This window comes from Anaeromyxobacter diazotrophicus, assembly GCF_013340205.1.
In the GTDB taxonomy this organism is placed as follows: domain Bacteria; phylum Myxococcota; class Myxococcia; order Myxococcales; family Anaeromyxobacteraceae; genus Anaeromyxobacter_A; species Anaeromyxobacter_A diazotrophicus.
Genome location: NZ_BJTG01000015.1, coordinates 1 through 17,214 on the forward strand (window position 1 = coordinate 1; position 17,214 = coordinate 17,214).

The following is a 17,214-nucleotide window of genomic DNA, read 5'->3' on the forward strand; positions in this document are numbered from 1 at the left end:
GAGCAGTTCCGGAAGGGCGCGGACCGGAGCGCTCCACCTACTACCGCCAGCGGAAGCACTTTAGGGGCGTGCGGCGCGGGCGCTGAGACCGCTGGCTCGACGTGAACGCTCGGACGGCGCAGTACCGCATCGTGAGCCGATCTTGCGGCCGGCGCCGCGGCCGGGGAATGACGCCTCGCTGGCGCCGGTCGCCGGACGGTGCCCTGCCTCGACGAGGCGGCGGCCGCGAGACGGCCACGCACCTCTCTGCTGGCTTGGACGGGCGGCGGAGACCTGTGGGCAAGCACGAGCCCCGGCCCTCGCCCCGCTACGCGGGGCGAAAGGGATCGGACGGGAGAGTGCGCCCGCTCCCCGGGGCGAGGGCGTACGCGACCCACGCACACAGCTCACCCGCGCCGGGCGGTGAGCTCGACGCGGCGCCGGAACACCTCGCGGAAGAGCTGCGCCTCGCGGGCGACGTCCCACAGCTCCAGGTCGGCCGGTGCGCGGAGGCGCAGCCGGAGCGCCACCGCGCGGCCGCGGCTCTCGACCGACAGCGCGCGGACCGGCTGCTGGTGCGAGGCGTCGAGGGCGTTCGCGAGCCGGAGCAGCGCCGCCAGCTTGCGCACGGTGGTGAGCTCCGCCGACGAGAGGTGCGACAGGTCGGCGCGGGCGCGGTCCGGCAGGGAGCGCCGGTGGTAGCGCGCCACGGTCGCGACGAGCTCCCGCTCGCGGTCGGAGAACCCGGCCATGTCCGAGTTCGCGACGAGGTAGTAGGTGTGCTTGTGGTGCTTGTGGAAGGCGATGGCCACGCCCACGTCGTGGAGCAGCGCCGCCGCCTCGAGCAGCCGGCGCGCCGAGGCGGGGAGCCCGTGCAGCGTCGCCAGGTCCTCGAAGAGCGTCACCGCCAGCGCGCCCACCTGCACCGCGTGCCGCTCGTCGAAGCCGAAGCGCCGCCCCACCGCCAGCGCCGACTCCGCCGCCGACCGGTCGTCGGGCTGCCGCGCCCCGCGCCGCATGAGGTCGACCAGGATGCCGTTGCGCAGCCCCGTGTCGACGCTCGTCACCGCCTCGAGCCCGAGGTGCTTCATGGCGGCCTCGAGGATGACGGCGCCGGCCACGATCACCTCGGCGCGCCTCGGCTCGAAGTGGCGCCGCCGCTCCTCGACCCCCATCCCCGCCAGCGCCTCCACCGCCCGCCCGATCTCCTTTCGGGTCGCGCTCCGCCCCTTCGAGCCGGCGAAGCCCACCACCGCGTTGATGGTGCCGCTCGAGCCGAGCGCGACGGCCGGGTGGGCGAGGCGCTGGGGCAGGCCCTCGCGGAAGGCCTCGGCGGCGTAGCTGCGGACGAGCGCCAGCCGCGCCGGCGTCGTCTTGCCGGCGATCCCGAAGGTCTCGGTGACCCGCACCGCGCCGAGCGCGACGCTGCGCAGGGCGGTGGGCTCCTCGCCCACGGCGGTGGCCACCTCGGTGGAGCCGCCGCCGATGTCCAGGACGAGCGAACGCGCGCCCGGCGGCTTGCCGTGGAGGACGCCCAGGCAGATGAGGCGCGCCTCCTCCTGCCCGGAGACCACCTCGAGCTCCAGGCCGGCCTCCTCGCGCGCGCGCCGCACGATCTCGGCCCCGTTGCGCGCCTCGCGGATGGCGCTCGTCGCCACCGCCCGCACCCGCGTCGCGTCGCGCCGGCACAGCGCCGCGTAGCGCCGGAGGGTGGAGAGGAGGCGGTTCGCGACCGGGCGCGGGATCGAGCCGGTGGCGAAGACCCCCTCGCCGGGCCGCACCGGATCGCGCTCCTGGTGGAGCGTCTCGAGCGAGCCGTCGGAGAGCGGGCGCGCCAGCTCCAGCCGCACGGCGTTGGTGCCCACGTCGATCGCGCCCAGCACGGGCGCGCGCCCGGAACGCCGCAAAGGCCCCCTCCTCGCTGGCCGGCCCAAGCCCGGGTGGGCGCTCGGGCGTCACCGCCGGAAATTGTATACGCGCCAGCGCGGTGAGCGCCCGTCCATCCGGCGATAGCGGGCGCAATCGGCCCAGCACCTGCCGTCACCCGTTCGTCACGTCCGGTGCCGAGCCCCTCCGCCCCGGGCGCGCTACGATCGACGGTAGCCCGGAAAGGGTGACGCATGGCCACCCCCCAGCCCACCCCGAGCGGCTCCGACGCGCCCATCCCTCCCGCCGCCGAGGCGGCCGCGCCGCGGCAGGCGCCGGCGGGCGACCTCTACATCAACCGCGAGCTCTCCTGGCTCGAGTTCAACCAGCGCGTCCTCGACGAGGCCGCCGACGCCTCGCTGCCGCTCGCGGACCAGCTCAAGTTCCTCGGCATCGTCGCCTCCAACCTGGACGAGTTCTTCATGGTCCGGGTGGCCGGCCTGAAGACCCAGCTCCGCTCGGAGCAGGAGGAGGACGAGGCGCCGCGGCGCTCGTGGGACGGCCTCGACGCCGCCGAGCAGCTCCGGTACGTGAGCGCCCGCGCCCACCGCATGGTCGACGACCAGTACCGGCTCTGGCGCGAGGTGCTGCGGCCGCAGCTCGAGCGGGCCAAGGTGCGGATCGTCCGGCCGGCCGACCTCAACGCCGAGCAGGCCGCCGGCGCCGGGCGCTGGTTCCAGGAGCGGGTGCTGCCGCTCCTCACCCCGCTCGCCAAGGACCGCAGCCACCCCTTCCCGCGGCTCCGGAACAAGGCCATCGCGCTGGCGGTGCAGCTCCCGCGGGCGGCCGGCCGCCGCCGCCGCGGCGGGGCCAGCACGCTCGCGGTGGTGGGCATCCACGGCGCGCTGCAGCGCCTCGTCCCCACCGGCGACGGGCGCACGTTCGTGCTGGTGGAGGACCTCGTCCGCGAGCACGTGAGCGAGCTCTTCTTCACCGGCGCCAAGCTCCGCACCTTCGCCTTCCGGGTGACGCGCAACTGGGACCTCGAGTTCGACGAGGAGGAGGGCGGGGAGCTGCTCGCGCTCGTCTCGGACCGGGTGCGCCGGCGCGACCGCGGCGCGGCGGTGCGGCTCGAGGTGGAGGCGGACACGCCGCGCGAGCTGGTGGCGGAGCTCGCGGGCGAGCTGCGCCTCGACGCGCCCGACATCTACCAGGTGGAGGGGCCGCTCCAGCTCCAGGACATGCCGCAGCTGCCCGTGCCGGAGCCGGAGCGGCGCCGCCCGCGGTCGCAGGGCGGGTACGTCCCGCCCGAGCTGGCGGAGGGCTCGATCTTCGAGGCCATCGCGCGGCGCGACTGGCTCCTCCACCACCCGTACGACGCGTTCGACCCGGTGGTCCGCTTCATCGAGAGCGCGGCCGAGGACCCGCAGGTCCAGGTCATCAAGCAGGTGCTCTACCGCACCGGCAAGGAGAGCGCGTTCGTGCGCGCGCTGCAGCGCGCCGCCGAGCGGGGCAAGGAGGTCGAGGCGGCCGTCTTCCTCGAGATCCAGGCCCGGCTCGACGAGACGGTCAACATCGACGCGGTGAACGCGCTCAAGGACGCCGGCGCGAGCGTCGTCTACGGCTACGACGCGAAGAAGACGCACTGCAAGATCTCGCTGGTGGTGCGGCTCGAGAACGGCGTGCCGCGGCGCTACGTGCACGTCGGCACCGGGAACTACAACACCACCACCGCCCGCCTCTACACCGACGTGTCCCTGCTCACCGCCCGCCCGGAGCTGGCGGAGGAGGTGGCGCAGGTCTTCAACATGCTGACCGCCAACACCACCGGCGAGCTGGCGGCGCGCGGGATCACGCCGCAGTGGCCGTGGAAGCGGCTGGCGGTGGCGCCGCACGGCCTCAAGGAGCGCGTGCTCCGGCGCATCGAGGAGGAGGTGGCGGAGGCGGCGGCCGGCCGGCCGGCGCGCGTGCTCGCCAAGATGAACTCGCTCGTGGACCGCGAGGTCATCGAGGCGCTGTACCGCGCGAGCCAGGCCGGGGTCACGGTGGAGCTGCTCGTGCGCGGCATCTGCTGCCTGCGGCCGGGCGTGCCCGGGATCTCCGAGCGGATCCGGGTGCACCAGGTGGTGGACGGGTACCTGGAGCACAGCCGGATCTTCATCTTCGGCGAGGGGAAGCGGGCCCGGTACTACATCTCCTCCGCCGACTGGATGCCGCGCAACTTCCACACGCGCGTCGAGGTCATGGCGCCGGTGGACGACCCCGAGGCGCGGCAGCGGCTCTTGCAGATCGTCGAGGCGGGCCTGGCGGACACGGTGAAGGGGCGGGTGCTGCGCGCGGAGATGCGCGACCGCTCGCCGGTGTACGAGCGCCCGGCGGCCGGCGCCCCGTTCCGGAGCCAGGAGCTCCTGGAGCGCTCGCCGGCGCGCGACCCGGCGCCTCCGCCGGCGGAGCTGCGCCCCTTGCCTGGTGGTGCAGGGTAGGGGGAGGAAGGCGCATGCCGGGTTGACGCCCCCCCGCCGAGGGTCTAAAGGGGGGCGGGTAACTCGTCCCCCAGGCGGCGCCTCCCGCGCCTCCCGCGCCACTCCCATCCGAGGAACTCGAAATGTCGAAGCTCAGCATCCGTCCCCAGCGCCCTGGGGATCGCCTGGCCGTGCTCATGCCGGGGCTCGGCGCGGTGGCCACCACCGCCATCGCCGGCGTCGAGGCGGTCAAGCGGAAGCTCGGGCAGCCCATCGGCTCGCTCACGCAGCTCGGCTACCTCCTCGAGGAGGACGGAAGCTTCGGGCCCTCCATCCAGAAGGTGGTCCCGATGCCCCAGCTCGACGAGCTGGTCTTCGGCGGCTGGGACCCGATCGCCGACAACGTCTACCAGGCGGCGCGCCGGGCCAAGGTGCTCGACCACCACCTCGTCGACCAGCTCGAGGAGCCGCTCTCGGCCGTGAAGCCGATGAAGGCCGTCTTCGACAAGAGCTGGGTGCGCCGCCTCGACGGCCCGAACGTCAAGACCGGCTCCAAGAAGGCGATGGCCGAGGCGCTCTGCGAGGACATCCGCGGCTTCCTGCAGAAGAACGGCTGCGCCCGCGGCGTCATGGTGTGGACCGGCTCGACCGAGGTCTACGCCGAGGTCGGCCCCGCCCACCAGTCGCTCAAGGCCTTCGAGGCGGCGCTCGAGAAGAGCGACCCGACCATCGCCCCCTCGATGATCTACGCCTACGCCGCGCTGAAGTGCGGGCTCGCCTACCTGAACGGCGCGCCCAACCTCTCGGCCGACATCCCGGCGCTGCGCGAGCTGGCCGAGCGCGAGGGCCTGCCCACCGGCGGCAAGGACTTCAAGACCGGGCAGACGCTCATGAAGACCACCCTCGCCCCCATGCTGCACGCGCGGCTGCTCGGGCTCGAGGGCTGGTTCTCCACCAACATCCTCGGCAACCGCGACGGCGAGGTGCTGGACGACAAGGACAGCTTCAAGACCAAGGAGGTCTCGAAGCTCGGCGTGCTCGACGCCATCCTGGACGCGGAGAAGTACCCGGAGCTGTACCAGGACATCGACCACAAGGTGACGATCCACTACTACCCGCCCCGCGGCGACAACAAGGAAGGGTGGGACGCGATCGACATCAAGGGGTGGCTCGGGTACGGGATGGCCATCAAGGTCAACTTCCAGTGCCGCGACTCCATCCTGGCGGCGCCGCTCGTCCTCGACCTGGCGCTGCTCGGCGACCTCGCCCACCGCGCCGGGGAGAAGGGCCCGCAGGAGTGGCTCTCCTTCTTCTTCAAGAGCCCGGTGACCGTGCCGGGCCGCAGGGCGGTGATGGACCTCTTCCGGCAGCAGCGGAACGTCCACCAGCAGCTCCGCCGCTACGCCGAGGCGATCGCCGCCTCGGCCGCCGGCGCCAAGGTCGGCTAGGGCCCCCTGCGCCTCGCCCGGGCCCAAGGGCCCGGGCGAGCGCGCCGGCGCGGGTGTAGGTCGAGGTGCGGACCCGCCCGCGCCGCGCTCCCGTCGTGACGCTCGTCTTCGGGCGCCGATCGCGGTAGTGCTTGCACCGATGTCCCTCGCCGTCGCGCTCGCGATCGCGCTCACCGCACCCGCCACGGCGCCGGCGGCGGCCGACGCGGAGCCGAAGGCGTGGACCCTCGAGGCGCTGACGCAAGCGGCGCAGGCCGCCGACCCGCGCGTGCTGGCGGAGGCGGCGGAGCTGGCGCGGCTGCGAGGCGCCGAGGCGGAGGCGAACGCCGCCCAGCGGCCGGTGCTCGACTGGATCGTCTCCGCCGACGGCCCCATCCCCGAGCTGCGGAACGACCCCAACCACCTCGACGCGGTGAGCCCGTCGTCGCGCCTGCGCACCGGAGATCTCGGGACGCCGGGCGTGCACGGGCACCTCGGCGCCAACCTCACCTGGCCCGTCTTCACCTTCGGCCGGGCGGCCGCGTCCTCGCGGGCCGCGGCGCGGGCGGCCTCGGCCGGGGCCGCGACCGGCGAGGCGGCGCGGGCGCGCGCGGCGCGCGACGCGGCCGACATCTTCTGGAGCTACCAGGTCGCCCGCCGCGGCCTGGCGTCGCTCGACGAGACCGACCGCCAGCTGGCCGGGGCGCGCGAGCGGGTGGAACGGCTCCTGGGAGAGGGCTCGGCGAAGGTCTCGCGGCAGGACCTGGCGCAGCTCGACGTCTTCCGCGCCGAGCTGGCGGCGCGGCGCGCCGAGGCGAGCGCCGCGCGCGACCTGGCGCTCGAGGCGGGGCGCACGGTGGCGGGGCTGGCGGAGGACGCGCCCTTCGCCATCGCCATGGCCCCGCTGGAGGTCCCCCCGGCGACCCTCGCGCCACTCGCCCGCCACGCGGCGGCGGCGCAGGCGCTCCGGCCCGAGGTGGCCGCGGCGCGCGACCTGGTGGCCTCGCGCGAGGCCGCGCTCCTGGCGCGGCGGCGCGCGCTCTACCCGGAGCTGGTGGTGACGGGGAACCTCGACCTCAACTGGACGGGCTCGGCCACCCCGCAGACGAACCCCTTCGCCTGGGACCCGTACAACCGGCTGTGGGCCGGGCTGGGCCTCGCGCTGCGCGGCTCCATCGACCTGTGGCGCCCCTCGGCGCAGCTCCGCCAGGAGGAGGCGCAGGTGAGCCGGGCCCAGGCGGAGCTGGCCGGGGCCGAGCGCGCCGTGCGGATGGAGGTCGCGCGCGCCCACACCGGGCTGCGCGCGGCCCAGGAGCGCGCCGCCCGCCTCCGCGACCAGGAGGCCGCGGCCCGCCGCTGGCTCGCCCAGGCGGAGGCCTCCTTCGACGCGGGCAGCGCCGGGGCGGAGGCGGTCCTGCTCGCCGCGATGGCGAGCGCCCGCGCCGGCGCCGAGCGCCTCGCCGCCGTCCGCGACGCGCAGCTCGCCTACGCCGACCTGGCCCTGGCCGTGGGCGCCGACCCGAAGACGGTCAAGTAGTCTGGGAGCCGGGTGAGGCGCCGGTTGTGACGAGCGCCCGGTTCTCGCGCGCCCGCGCCCCCCTCCACGCTACACTGCCGGCGCACATGCGCGCGCTCTCGCTCGCCGCCGCCCTGGCGTTCGCCCTCGGCTGTGCCCGGCCGGTGCAGGCTCCGCCGGGCGGCGAGGACAGGCCCCCGGAGCTGGCGCTCCCGTCCGACGTCCGCCCCCTGCGCTACGCGCTCGAGCTGACGGTGCTGCCCGATCGCGAGGGGTTCGAGGGCGCGGTGGCCATCGACGTCGAGCTGGCGCGGCCGCTCTCGCGGCTCTGGCTCCACGCGCGCGACCTCACCGTGCGCGAGGCGACGGTGGAGGTGGGGGGCCTCGCCCGCCCCGCCACCCTCCAGGACGCTGGCGCCGGCGGGGTGGCGCGGCTCGCGGTGGCCACCCCGCTCCCGGCCGGGCGGGCGACCGTCCACCTCCGCTTCGAGGGCGTCTTCGCCGAGGGCGGCCCGGGGCTCGCCCGCGCGGCGGAGGGCGGGCGCGCCTACGCCTTCGCCCGGCTCGGCGCCGGCGAGGCGCGGCGCGCCTTCCCGTGCTTCGACGACCCCGCGCTGCAGGCGCCCTTCGAGGTGGCGCTCACGGTGCCCGCCGACGCGGTGGCCCTCTCGACCGGCGCCGCGGCGTCGGAGGAGCCGCTCGCAGGCGGTCTGAAGCGCGTCCGCTTCGCGCCGACGCCGCCCATCCCGGCGCACCTGCTCGCGCTCGCGGTGGGGCCGTTCGAGGTGGAGGCGCCGCCCCCGCTGGCCGCAGGTGGGCCGCGGGCGGGGGCGCTCCAGGTCCGGCTGCTCCGCCCGCGCGGGGCGCCCGCCGGCGACTTCGGCCCGGCGCTCGAGGCGGCGCGCCAGCTCGCGCCGCTCCTGGAGGTGTGGCTCGCGACCCCCTTCCCGTACCCACGGCTCGACGTGGTGGCGGTCCCGGCGGCGGACGGCGCCGTCGGCGCCGCGGCCGGGGTCGTCCTCGCCCCGGCCGCGCGCCTCGCGGCCCCGCGCGACGGCGAACCCGTCGCGCGCGAGCTCCCGGCCGGCGCGCTCCTCGCGCGGGCGCTGGCGCGCCAGTGGTTCGAGGGGCTGGTCGCGCCGGCCGCGCCGGACGACGCCTGGCTCCCGGGCGGCCTCGCCGCGCTCCTCGAGCGCGTGGCGCTCGAGCGCTGGCGGCCCGAGGCGCGGAGGGCCGACGACGAGGCGCGCGCCGTCGCGGAGGCCCTGCGGAGCTCGGCGCTGGCGGTGGCGCGGCCGCTGCGGCCGCCGCCGAGGACGGGCGCGGCCGGCTGGCCCGCGCTCGACGCCGCGGGCGAGGTGCACGCGGTCGCCGTCCTGCGAGGGCTGGAGCGGCTCCTGGGCGAGGAGCGCTTCCGGGCGGGGCTCGCCGCGCACCTGGCGGAGCACGCGCGCGGGGCTGCCTCCACCGACGCGCTCGCGGCGGCGCTGTCGCGCGCCGGCGGCCGCGACGTCGGCGCCGCGCTGCGCGCGGGGCTGGACGAGCCGGGCGCGCCGCTGGTCGTGGCGCGCAGCGCCTGCGACGCGGCCGGAGCGCGCGTCGAGCTCACCGCCGGGCGGTACCGGCCGATCGGCAGCCGCGCCGCCCCGCTCGCCTCCACGCTCCCGGTCTGCGCCCGCTTCGAGGCGGGCGGCGCGCTGGGCGAGCGCTGCACGGTGGTGGAGCGGGGCCGCGGGTCCCTGGCGCTCCCGGCGTGCCCGCGCTGGATCATGCCCGACGCGGGCGGCCGCTCCTGGCTCACCTTCGCCCTGGGCGCGGCCGACGTGCCGCGGCTGCGCGACGCGGGCTTCGCCCACCTCGCCGCGCCGGAGCGCGTGGCGCTCGGCGCCTCCGTGCTCGCCGACGCCGAGGCGGGCCGGCTCGCCTTCGGCGAGGCGCTCGACGCGCTCGCGCCGCTGGCGCGCGACGGCGCGCCGGCGGTGGCGCTCCTGCCGGCGGAGGCCTTCCAGGAGGCCGCCGACCACCTGGTGCCGGACGCCGCCCGCCCGCGCGCCCGGGCGGCGCTGGCCGAGCTGTACCGGCCGCGGCTGCGCGCGCTGGGGCTCGCCCCGGCCGCCGGGGAGGACCCGGAGCGGCGCGCGCTGCGCGCCGCCCTCGCCCGGGTGCTCGTCGCCGGCGCGCGCGATCCGGAGGCCGTCCACGCGCTCGCCGGCCGGGGGGCGGTCTACGCGCGGCCGGGCGAGGGCCGCTTCCGGGCCGACGCGGTGAGCCCGGAGCTCGCGCCGGTGGCGCTGGAGGCGGCGGTGCTGGACGGCGACGTGGCCACCTTCGACGCGCTGGTGCGGCGGCTCCTCGACGGGCTCGGGGGCGACGAGCGCCGACAGGCGCTGGCGGCGGTGGGGGCGGCCCGCGACGCGGCGCTGGCCGAGCGGGTGCTGGCGCTCGCGGCCGAGCCGCGCCTGCCGGCGCCCGAGCGGCTCGCGCTGCTGCGCGACCAGGCGGCCGGCCCGGAGACGCGCGACGGCGCCTGGAAAGTGCTCCAGAGCCGATGGGCCGAGCTGGCGGTGGCGCTGCCGCCGGACGCCGCCGCCGCGCTGCCGCGGGTGGCCGCGTCACTCTGCGACCGCAAGCGGCTCGAGGAGGCGCGCCGCTTCTTCGAGTCGCGCCTGGCGAAGCTGCCCTCGGCGAGCGCGGCCGCCGCGGAGACGCTGGAGCGGATCGAGGGGTGCGTCGCGCTGCGCGAGGTGCAGGGGGCGAGCGCCGCCGCCTACTTCGAGGCGCGGTGACGGCGGCTAGTCGTCGTGGTGACCGTGCCCGTGCCCGTGACCGTGGCCCTCGCCGTGCTCGCGCCGCTCCTCCTTCCACTCGCGGCGTTCCTCCTTGCGGCGCTCCTTCCACTCGCGCCGCTCGGCCTTCGCCTGCTCCTTGTTCCAGTGGCGGTACTGGCCGGGCGGGATGCGCACCAGCGTCGGCGGGACGCGGCGCGGCTCGACGTAGACGAACGAGGCGCGCGGCTGGCGAGCGCGCCACCAGCGGCCGTCGCGGCGGACCCAGTACCAGCCGCCGGTGTAGAAGACCTCCTCGTCGTAGTTCTCCACCACCTGCACGCCGGGCTGGACGACCACCAGCGGCGGCGCCACGGGGAGCCCGAGCTGGATGTTCATGTTCACGCTCGCCTGGGCGCGGGCGGCGAGCGGGGCGAGCGAGAGGACGAGGGCGGTGAGCGCGATGAGCCGTTTCATAGGGCGCGCAGTGTAGATCCGGAGCTGTACCGTGAAAACGGTACGCGGATGTAGGCGGCGGGCGCCGACGGGGCTACCCCGGCGACGGCGCCTGGGGCTTGCGGGCGACGCGGAACAGCATGAGCGCCATGGCGGCGAAGAAGCCGACGCCGAGCAGCTGGAAGCCGTCGGCGCCGAGGATCGCCTCGAGCCGCGGCTGCAGGTTGAGCGTCTTCTGGATGAACGCGTCCACGCCGTCGTTCACCTGCAGGAGCGCCACGATGACGCCGGTGAGGGCGCCGCCCGCGACGAGCCCGGTCGCGAACAGGCTGCCGCCGCCGAGCTCGCCCTCCTGGGCCGGCTCGCCCTTCGCGGCCGCGATGCGGTCGACGAGCCCCTTCACCGCGCCGCCCGCGAAGATGGGGAGGGTGGTGGAGAGCGGCAGGTAGGCGCCGACGGCGAAGTTGAGGGACGACACGCCGCACAGCTCCATCGTCACCGCCAGGAAGGCGCCGACCAGGACGAAGTGCCAGTCGAGGTTGAGCGAGAGCAGCCCCTTGATGAGCGTCGCCATGAGCGTCGCCTGGGGCGCCGGGAACTTGTCGGTGCCGATCATGTGCACGACGCCCTGCCGGGCCAGCTCGCCGGTGGGCATGTCGAGCACCTTCACCGTGACGCCGATGACGATGGCCGAGGCGACCGCGCCCACGAAGAGCGCGATCTGCTGGGAGCGCGGGGTGGCGCCGACGAGGAAGCCGGTCTTGAGGTCCTGGCTGGTCGCGCCGGCGTTGGCGGCCGCGATGCACACCATGCCCCCCACCACCAGCGCCAGCGGCTCGAAGACGCGGCCGGTCCAGCCCACCGAGACGAACACCATGGCGGTCGCCATGAGCGTCGCGATGGTCATCCCGGAGATGGGGTTCGAGGAGGAGCCGATGATGCCGACGATGCGCGAGGAGACCGTGACGAAGATGAAGCCGAAGACGATGACGAGCAGGGCGATGAGGATCTTCTGCAGCACCGAGTGGCCGGGCACCTGCGGCAGCGCGACCAGCAGCACCACCAGGCCCAGGCTGCCCAGGATGACGGTGACGAACGAGAGGTCGCGCTCGGTGCGGGAGACCGACGCCGCGGCGGTCTTGTCGCCCATGGAGCGGATGCCGTCCCGCAAGGACGACCAGATGGTGGGGAAGGTCTTGGTGAGGGTGATGAAGCCGCCCGCCGCCACCGCCCCGGCGCCGATCTGGCGGATGTACGCGTAGTAGACGGCGCGCGGCAGGTTCGCGAAGGTGTGCAGGGCCGGGTCCCAGCCGAAGGCGGAGGGCTGGTAGCCGACCTTGGGCAGCTGGGCGGCGAGCACGTCCCCTGGCACCAGCACCGCCAGCAGCGGGATGAGGCCGAGCCAGGCGAGCACGCCGCCCGCCACCAGCACCCCGGCGATGCGCGGCCCGATGATGTAGCCGACGCCCAGGTACTCGGGCGTGATCTCGCCGTTCACGGTGGCGTTCGGCAGCCAGCGGTTCGCCTGGCGCGTCACGAAGGCCGGCGCCTCCGCCACCACGTGGAAGACCTTCTGCAGGACGGCGTAGACGAGCGCGGTCCCCACGCCCTGGAAGGCGGTGCGCGCGAACTCGCCGCCCCGGTCGCCGGCGATGAGGACCGAGGCGCAGGCGGTACCCTCGGGGTACTGCAGGTTCCCGTGCTCCTTCACGATGAGCGAGCGCCGGAGCGGGATCATCATGAGGACGCCGAGGAGCCCGCCCACCAGCGCCAGCGCGAAGAGGGTGAAGTAGCTGAAGTAGCCGGCGCCCACCGAGCCGCCGGTGGCGGGATCGGCCGAGAGGAACAGGAACCCCGGGAGCGTGAAGACCACCCCGGCCGCGATCGACTCGCCCGCCGAGCCCGCGGTCTGGATGATGTTGTTCTCGAGGATGGTGGTGCGGAGGAGCTTGCGGCCGAGCGAGATGGCGATCACCGCCACCGGGATCGAGGCCGAGACGGTGAGGCCGGCCTTGAGCGCCAGGTACACGGTGGCGGCGCCGAAGAGGATCCCCATGATCGCGCCGGTGAGGACCGCCTTCACCGTCAGCTCGGCCATCCGCGCCTCGGGCGCCACGTAGGGCCGGAAGGCCTTCGCGCCCGTCGCCGCCGCCTGCACCGCCTGCTCGCCCGCTGCCATGGAGACCCCTCCCGGAGGTGGAAACCGGGCGAGAAAACCACGTTTCCGGGGGCGCGTCGATCCCTTGGAAGGCCCGGAACTAGAGCGCTTCCGCCGGGTCGCCGCCGCCCGGCACGAGCGCGCGCACCACCGCCAGGAAGTCCTCCGGCAGCGGCGCCTCGAACGCCAGCGGGGCGCCGGTGGCGGGGTGGGGGAGGAGGAGGCGGCGGGCGTGCAGGAGCACGCGCGGGACGCTCGTCTCGAGCACGCGGCGCGGGCCGCCGTAGCGCGGGTCGCCGAGGAGCGGCGCGCCCAGGTGGGCGAGGTGGACCCGGATCTGGTGGGTGCGCCCGGTCTCCGGGCGGCACTCCACCAGCGCGGCCCCGCTCGGCCCGGCGCGGAGCGTCCGGTAGCGGGTGGCGGCCGGCTCGCCCGCGGCGAGCACCGCGCGGCGGCCGGGGCGCGCCGGGTCGGGGCCGAGCGGCGCCTCGAGGCGGCCGTCGGGCGGCGCCGGCGCGCGCGCGGCCAGGGCGAGGTAGGTCTTCTCCGGCTGCCCGGTGCGGAACGCCTCCGACAGCGCCGCCGCGGCGGCGCGGGTGCGGGCGAGCACGGTCACCCCGGAGGTCTCGCGGTCGAGGCGGTGCACCACCGTCACCGGCGCCCCCACCAGCGACGCGACCAGCTCGGGCAGCGCGCCCCGGTCCGTGGTGAGCGTGGGCTGGGCCGGGACGAAGGGCGGCTTGTCGACCGCCACCAGGTGCTCGTCGGCGTAGAGGAGGCGGGCGCGGTCGAGGGCCGCGACCACCGGCGCGGCGCGCCCCGACTCCTCCAGGTTCACCACCACCGCCTGGCCGGGACGCACGGTACGGCTCGCCACCTTGCAGCGGTGGCCGTCGAGGAACACGCCCCCGGCGTCGAGCACGCGGCGGGCGAGCCCGCGCGAGATGGCGCCCTGCTCGGCGATGAAGCGGTCGAGGCGCGCCCCGGCGTCGGCCGGGGCGACGCGGAGGGTGAGCCGGCGCAACGGAGGGGATCGCTCGGGGAGGGGGGTGCTACGCGGCGGCGGTCGACTTCGCCGGGCAGCTGGCGCACGCGTCGCTCTTCGGCGCGTCGGCCTTCTTCTTCTCGGGCTTCGACGTCTCGCAGGAGGAGCTCGACTGCTTCTTGTAGTCCGTGATGTAGAAGCCCGAGCCCTTGAAGGAGAACGCGCTCGCGCTCATCACCTTCTTCACCGGCTTGCCGCAGTCGTGGCGGGTGAGCGGGGCGTCCGACATCTTCTGCAGGACCTCGAAGCGACCGCACTTCGGACAATCGTATTCGTAGAGAGGCATGGGCTGAAATCTCCGCAAGGGAACTTAGACTTCCCCGGTCGCCTGTCAAGCAGTCGAGGTCTCGGACTGCCAGAAGCACCGGAAATCGCTCGCTGTAACGCCGGGTTGGGGCTCGTTGTTCCTGGTAGGTCTCGGTAGGGAAAGGTGGCGCATGGGCGCGGTGGTCGAGGTGGAGGTCATCCGGGGCGAGCTCGACGCGCTCGCTTCGGCGCTCGCCGAGGAGCGGTTCCGGCACGTGGCAGGCCTGGAGCCGGCCCCGGCGCTCGCCCGGCTCTTCCGGGCCCACGGCCGCGCGGCGCACCGCGAGACCGCGGCGGCGCTGGCGGCGGCGGGCGAGCCGGAGCTCGGGGCGCGGGTGGCGGCGCTCCGCGTCGAGCGGGTCCAGGCGGAGCGCGAGGAGGCGTGGCGCGAGGGGGAGGCGGCAGCGGCGGGGCAGGGGCCGGACGGGCCGCTGCCGCTCGGCGCGGCGCAGCTCGCCCAGACCCGGGAGCGCGACCGGGAGCGGCGGCTCGCCTTCGGGCGCGCCGCGCTGGACGCCGCGGCCCAGCCGGCGCGGGAGGCGGCCGTCGAGGAGCGCGCCCGGGCGCGCGGCGAGGCGGGCCTCGTCCCGGACTGGGAGCGGGTGGTGGAGGCGGACGCGCTCCTCTCCGCCACCGACGACGGCTACCGGGAGGTGCTCGCCTGGGCGGCCCGGCACGAGGCGGACCTCGCCCCGGCGCCGGCGGGCGACCTCGGGCGGGCGGACCTCCTGTTCGTCCTGGCCGCCCGCCGCTACGAGGCGCTCTTCCCGCGCGGCCTGCTGGCGCTCGCCCTGGGGCGGACCGCCGAGCCGCTGCGGCTCCCGCTCGGGCGGGTGCGGGTGGACGACGGGGACCGCCCGGCGCAGTGGCCGGGGGCGCACGCGCTCGGGCCGCGCGTCTCGCTGCGGCGCCAGGGAGGGGCCGCCGACTGGCTCGGGCTGTTCGGCGCGGTGGGGCAGGCGCTCGCCTCGGCCGCCGTCCCGCCGCACCGGCTCCACCCGGCGGCACCCTTCACGTTCGGCGCGCTGCTCTCGGGCCTGCTCCTCGACCGCGGCTTCCTCGCCGCGCGCCTCGACGTCGAGCGGCGCCAGGCGCCCGACGTCGCCCGGGCGCTGGCGCTCCGGGAGCTGTTCCGGCTGCGGGCCGCCGCGGCCGCGCTGCGCGTCGCGACCGAGGTCGAGCGCGGGCTCTCGGGGGCGGCCTGGCGCGAGGCGCACCGGGAGGCGCTCTCGCGGGCGGCGCTCGCGAGCTGGCCGGGCGGGCTCGCCGCGCGGGACGGCGACTCGGACCGGCTCGCCGCCCAGCTGGCCGGGGCCGCGCGCGCCGAGGTGCTGCGGCGCGGGCTCGTCGAGCGGTGCGACGAGGACTGGTGGAAGAACCCGCGCGCGGCCGACGTCCTCGGCGGCTGGCTGGCGGCGGGCGGGGCCTGGGCCGAGGAGGAGCCGAAGCCGCGGCTGGGAGGCGAGGCGCTGGTGAAGCGGCTGGAGTGAGCCGGCCTACTTCCGCCGCAGCGCCCGCACGATCTTCTCCTTCGTGCGGGAGGCGGTCGGGGTGGCGGTGCGCGCCGGGGCGGCGGCGGAGGCGCGGCGCGCCTTCAGCTTCAGGAAGCCCTCGATCTCGTAGGCGAGCAGCTCGATCTCGGCGTCGGTGGCGACCGCGATGCGCTCCAGCCGGGCGGAGAGCGGGAGCGAGGCGCCGAGGCGCATGCGCAGGGCGCGCTCCTCGGTCGCGTCGAGCTCGGGCGCGGCTCCGCGGCGCAGGGCGGACTGCCCCGCCTGCTCCGTCACCACCGCCGTCCGGGTCCGCCTCGTGCCTGACATGTGCACACCTTTCGCCGCGGCTCGCGCCGCCCTCGAGACGGCTCCATGGTAGGCGGCTCCGCCGCACCGTCCAGAATTCGGCTGCAGCGGGCAGGCGGGCGCTCGGGAGGCCCGGCGCTGGCCTGGCGCGCCGCGGAACCCCTCGTTATCCCGGTGCCGCGGCGCGCGTTGCCGCGGAGGGGGCACCTTGGACTACCGGCAAAACCTGGTCGTGGAGGAGGAGCGGGTGGCGGAGCTCATCCGCTCGTCGCGGCGCGTCGCCGTGCTCGGCATCAAGACCGAGGCGCAGGCGGGGCAGCCCGCCTTCTACGTCGCCGAGCACCTCGCCCGGGCCGGGGTCGAGGTGATCCCCGTGCCGGTCTATTACCCCGAGGTGAAGGAGATCCTGGGCCGGCCGGTCCACCGGCGGCTCGCCGACCTCCCACCGCCGGTCGATATCGTGGACGTCTTCCGGCGCCCGGCCGACATCCCGCAGCACCTCCCCGACCTCCTCGCGCTGCGGCCGCGGGCGGTCTGGTTCCAGCTCGGGATCCGGCACGACGAGGCGGCCCGCACCCTGGCCGAGGCGGGGCTCCTCGTCGTGCAGGACCGCTGCCTCATGGTGGACTGGCAGCGGTACGGGGCCGGTCAGCGCTAGCGACCCGTGCCGGTGCCGGTCTGCGGCGCCCCCAGCGGGACGGCCTGGGCCTGCGCCTGCCGGCGCGCGTCCTCCCACGTCTGCTGGGAGGCGGTGGCCTGCGCCTCCTCGTCGCGCGTCTTCTGCAGCGCGGCGTCGAAGTCCTTCTGCGCCTCGCCGACCCGCTGCTGGAACTTGGTCAGGTCGTACTTCGTCGCGGCGGGGATGCCGGCCTGCTGCAGCGCCTGGAGCTTCGCGAGCTCGACCTTCGCCTCGCCGAGCGCCACCTGCTTGTCGGCGGCGGCGACCGCTTGCTTGCGGGCGGCCGACGCCTTGTCGGCGTAGTCGGCGTGCGCCTTGGCGGCGCGCTGCTGGACGTCGGCCTGCTCCTTGAGGCTCCGCGCCAGCTCGAGCTGGCTCGGCTCGCGGCTGTTGTTCGCCATCTTCGACTGCGCGTCCGCGCGCTCGGCGGCGGCCTTCGCGGTCTGCGCGTCCGCTTTCGCCATCTGCGCCTCGCCCTGGCCCTCCTGCAGGCGCAGCTTCGCGCGCGCTTGCTCGTCGTGCGCGCTGGCGAGGAATTGCCGCGCCTGATCCACGGGTCCCATCTGGCCCACCTGCAGCCGGCCGAAGTCGGCGTCCGAGACGGTCGCGCCGCCGTGACCGCCGCCGCTCGTCGCGCACCCGGCGGCCAGCGCCAGGGCGATCCCCCAGGTCAGTCTGTTCATGGTCGTTGCCCCCTCACCCGAAGTTAGGGACTGAGGGAGCGCGGAGCAGGGGGGCGAGAGAGAGCGTGCAGCG

The 17,214-nt window shown here is 76.1% G+C and carries 13 protein-coding genes; 6 read left to right on the forward strand and 7 right to left on the reverse strand.

The window, feature by feature from the left end; genetic code table 11:
* Positions 1-386: 386 nt before the first annotated feature.
* Positions 387-1,886: a Ppx/GppA phosphatase family protein gene (locus HWY08_RS21085; protein ID WP_176068976.1), complete on the reverse strand. Its 1,500-nt coding sequence runs from the start codon at positions 1,884-1,886 to the stop codon at positions 387-389.
* A 213-nt stretch (positions 1,887-2,099) separates the two neighbouring features.
* Here HWY08_RS21085 and ppk1 point away from each other — a divergent pair, with 213 nt between their 5' ends.
* The 4 genes from ppk1 to HWY08_RS21105 all read left to right on the forward strand — a co-directional run bounded on the left by ppk1 (position 2,100) and on the right by HWY08_RS21105 (position 10,036).
* Positions 2,100-4,328 (forward strand): polyphosphate kinase 1, encoded by a 2,229-nt coding sequence (gene ppk1, locus HWY08_RS21090; protein WP_176068979.1) that lies wholly within the window; start codon positions 2,100-2,102, stop codon positions 4,326-4,328.
* A gap of 122 nt (positions 4,329-4,450) precedes the next feature.
* Positions 4,451-5,755, forward strand: a complete 1,305-nt coding sequence (locus HWY08_RS21095) for an inositol-3-phosphate synthase (RefSeq protein WP_176068981.1) — start codon at positions 4,451-4,453, stop codon at positions 5,753-5,755.
* A gap of 139 nt (positions 5,756-5,894) precedes the next feature.
* Complete coding sequence (locus HWY08_RS21100; RefSeq protein WP_176068983.1) at positions 5,895-7,271, forward strand: TolC family protein; 1,377 nt, start codon at positions 5,895-5,897, stop codon at positions 7,269-7,271.
* 86 nt (positions 7,272-7,357) lie between these two features.
* A complete protein-coding gene (locus tag HWY08_RS21105; RefSeq protein ID WP_176068985.1) occupies positions 7,358-10,036 on the forward strand; it encodes a M1 family metallopeptidase in 2,679 nt (892 codons plus the stop codon).
* Between the two features lie 6 nt (positions 10,037-10,042).
* On the opposite strand, the gene HWY08_RS21110 is transcribed toward HWY08_RS21105, so the two are convergent.
* The 4 genes from HWY08_RS21110 to HWY08_RS21125 form a co-directional block, all read right to left on the reverse strand.
* Positions 10,043-10,492, reverse strand: a complete 450-nt coding sequence (locus HWY08_RS21110; RefSeq protein ID WP_176068987.1) for a hypothetical protein — start codon at positions 10,490-10,492, stop codon at positions 10,043-10,045.
* Positions 10,493-10,565: 73 nt separating this feature from the next.
* Positions 10,566-12,650, reverse strand: coding sequence for an OPT family oligopeptide transporter (locus HWY08_RS21115; protein ID WP_176068989.1), 2,085 nt, complete (start codon positions 12,648-12,650; stop codon positions 10,566-10,568).
* A 79-nt stretch (positions 12,651-12,729) separates the two neighbouring features.
* On the reverse strand, positions 12,730-13,653 hold the full coding sequence (locus tag HWY08_RS21120; protein WP_176068991.1) for an RluA family pseudouridine synthase: 924 nt from the start codon (positions 13,651-13,653) through the stop codon (positions 12,730-12,732).
* Between the two features lie 28 nt (positions 13,654-13,681).
* Complete coding sequence (locus HWY08_RS21125) at positions 13,682-13,960, reverse strand: FmdB family zinc ribbon protein (RefSeq protein ID WP_176068993.1); 279 nt, start codon at positions 13,958-13,960, stop codon at positions 13,682-13,684.
* 151 nt (positions 13,961-14,111) lie between these two features.
* On the opposite strand from HWY08_RS21125, the gene HWY08_RS21130 reads away from it, so the two are divergent.
* The gene (locus HWY08_RS21130) at positions 14,112-15,470 is read left to right on the forward strand and encodes a hypothetical protein (protein ID WP_176068995.1); all 1,359 of its coding nucleotides are present in this window, start codon (positions 14,112-14,114) and stop codon (positions 15,468-15,470) included.
* Positions 15,471-15,476: 6 nt separating this feature from the next.
* Here the strand turns inward: HWY08_RS21130 and HWY08_RS21135 are convergent, their stop codons facing one another.
* Entirely contained in the window at positions 15,477-15,800 is a 324-nt protein-coding gene (locus HWY08_RS21135; protein WP_176068997.1) for a hypothetical protein, read from the reverse strand.
* A 187-nt stretch (positions 15,801-15,987) separates the two neighbouring features.
* On the opposite strand from HWY08_RS21135, the gene HWY08_RS21140 reads away from it, so the two are divergent.
* Positions 15,988-16,437, forward strand: a complete 450-nt coding sequence (locus tag HWY08_RS21140) for a CoA-binding protein (RefSeq protein WP_176068999.1) — start codon at positions 15,988-15,990, stop codon at positions 16,435-16,437.
* Here the strand turns inward: HWY08_RS21140 and HWY08_RS21145 are convergent.
* Positions 16,434-17,141: a hypothetical protein gene (locus HWY08_RS21145; RefSeq protein ID WP_176069001.1), complete on the reverse strand. Its 708-nt coding sequence runs from the start codon at positions 17,139-17,141 to the stop codon at positions 16,434-16,436. The two genes, HWY08_RS21140 and HWY08_RS21145, sit on opposite strands and share 4 nt — an antisense overlap.
* Positions 17,142-17,214: the final 73 nt, after the last annotated feature.

Bases quoted from the DNA above. Each gene is read 5' to 3' on its own strand.
- HWY08_RS21145 (WP_176069001.1), bottom strand. From the start codon at position 17,141: ATGAACAGACTGACCTGGGGGATCGCCCTGGCGCTGGCCGCCGGGTGC.
- HWY08_RS21130 (WP_176068995.1), top strand. From the start codon at position 14,112: ATGGGCGCGGTGGTCGAGGTGGAGGTCATCCGGGGCGAGCTCGACGCG.
- HWY08_RS21125 (WP_176068993.1), bottom strand. From the start codon at position 13,960: ATGCCTCTCTACGAATACGATTGTCCGAAGTGCGGTCGCTTCGAGGTC.
- HWY08_RS21105 (WP_176068985.1), top strand. From the start codon at position 7,358: ATGCGCGCGCTCTCGCTCGCCGCCGCCCTGGCGTTCGCCCTCGGCTGT.
- ppk1 (WP_176068979.1), top strand. From the start codon at position 2,100: ATGGCCACCCCCCAGCCCACCCCGAGCGGCTCCGACGCGCCCATCCCT.
- HWY08_RS21100 (WP_176068983.1), top strand. From the start codon at position 5,895: ATGTCCCTCGCCGTCGCGCTCGCGATCGCGCTCACCGCACCCGCCACG.
- HWY08_RS21110 (WP_176068987.1), bottom strand. From the start codon at position 10,492: ATGAAACGGCTCATCGCGCTCACCGCCCTCGTCCTCTCGCTCGCCCCG.
- HWY08_RS21095 (WP_176068981.1), top strand. From the start codon at position 4,451: ATGTCGAAGCTCAGCATCCGTCCCCAGCGCCCTGGGGATCGCCTGGCC.
- HWY08_RS21135 (WP_176068997.1), bottom strand. From the start codon at position 15,800: ATGTCAGGCACGAGGCGGACCCGGACGGCGGTGGTGACGGAGCAGGCG.
- HWY08_RS21115 (WP_176068989.1), bottom strand. From the start codon at position 12,650: ATGGCAGCGGGCGAGCAGGCGGTGCAGGCGGCGGCGACGGGCGCGAAG.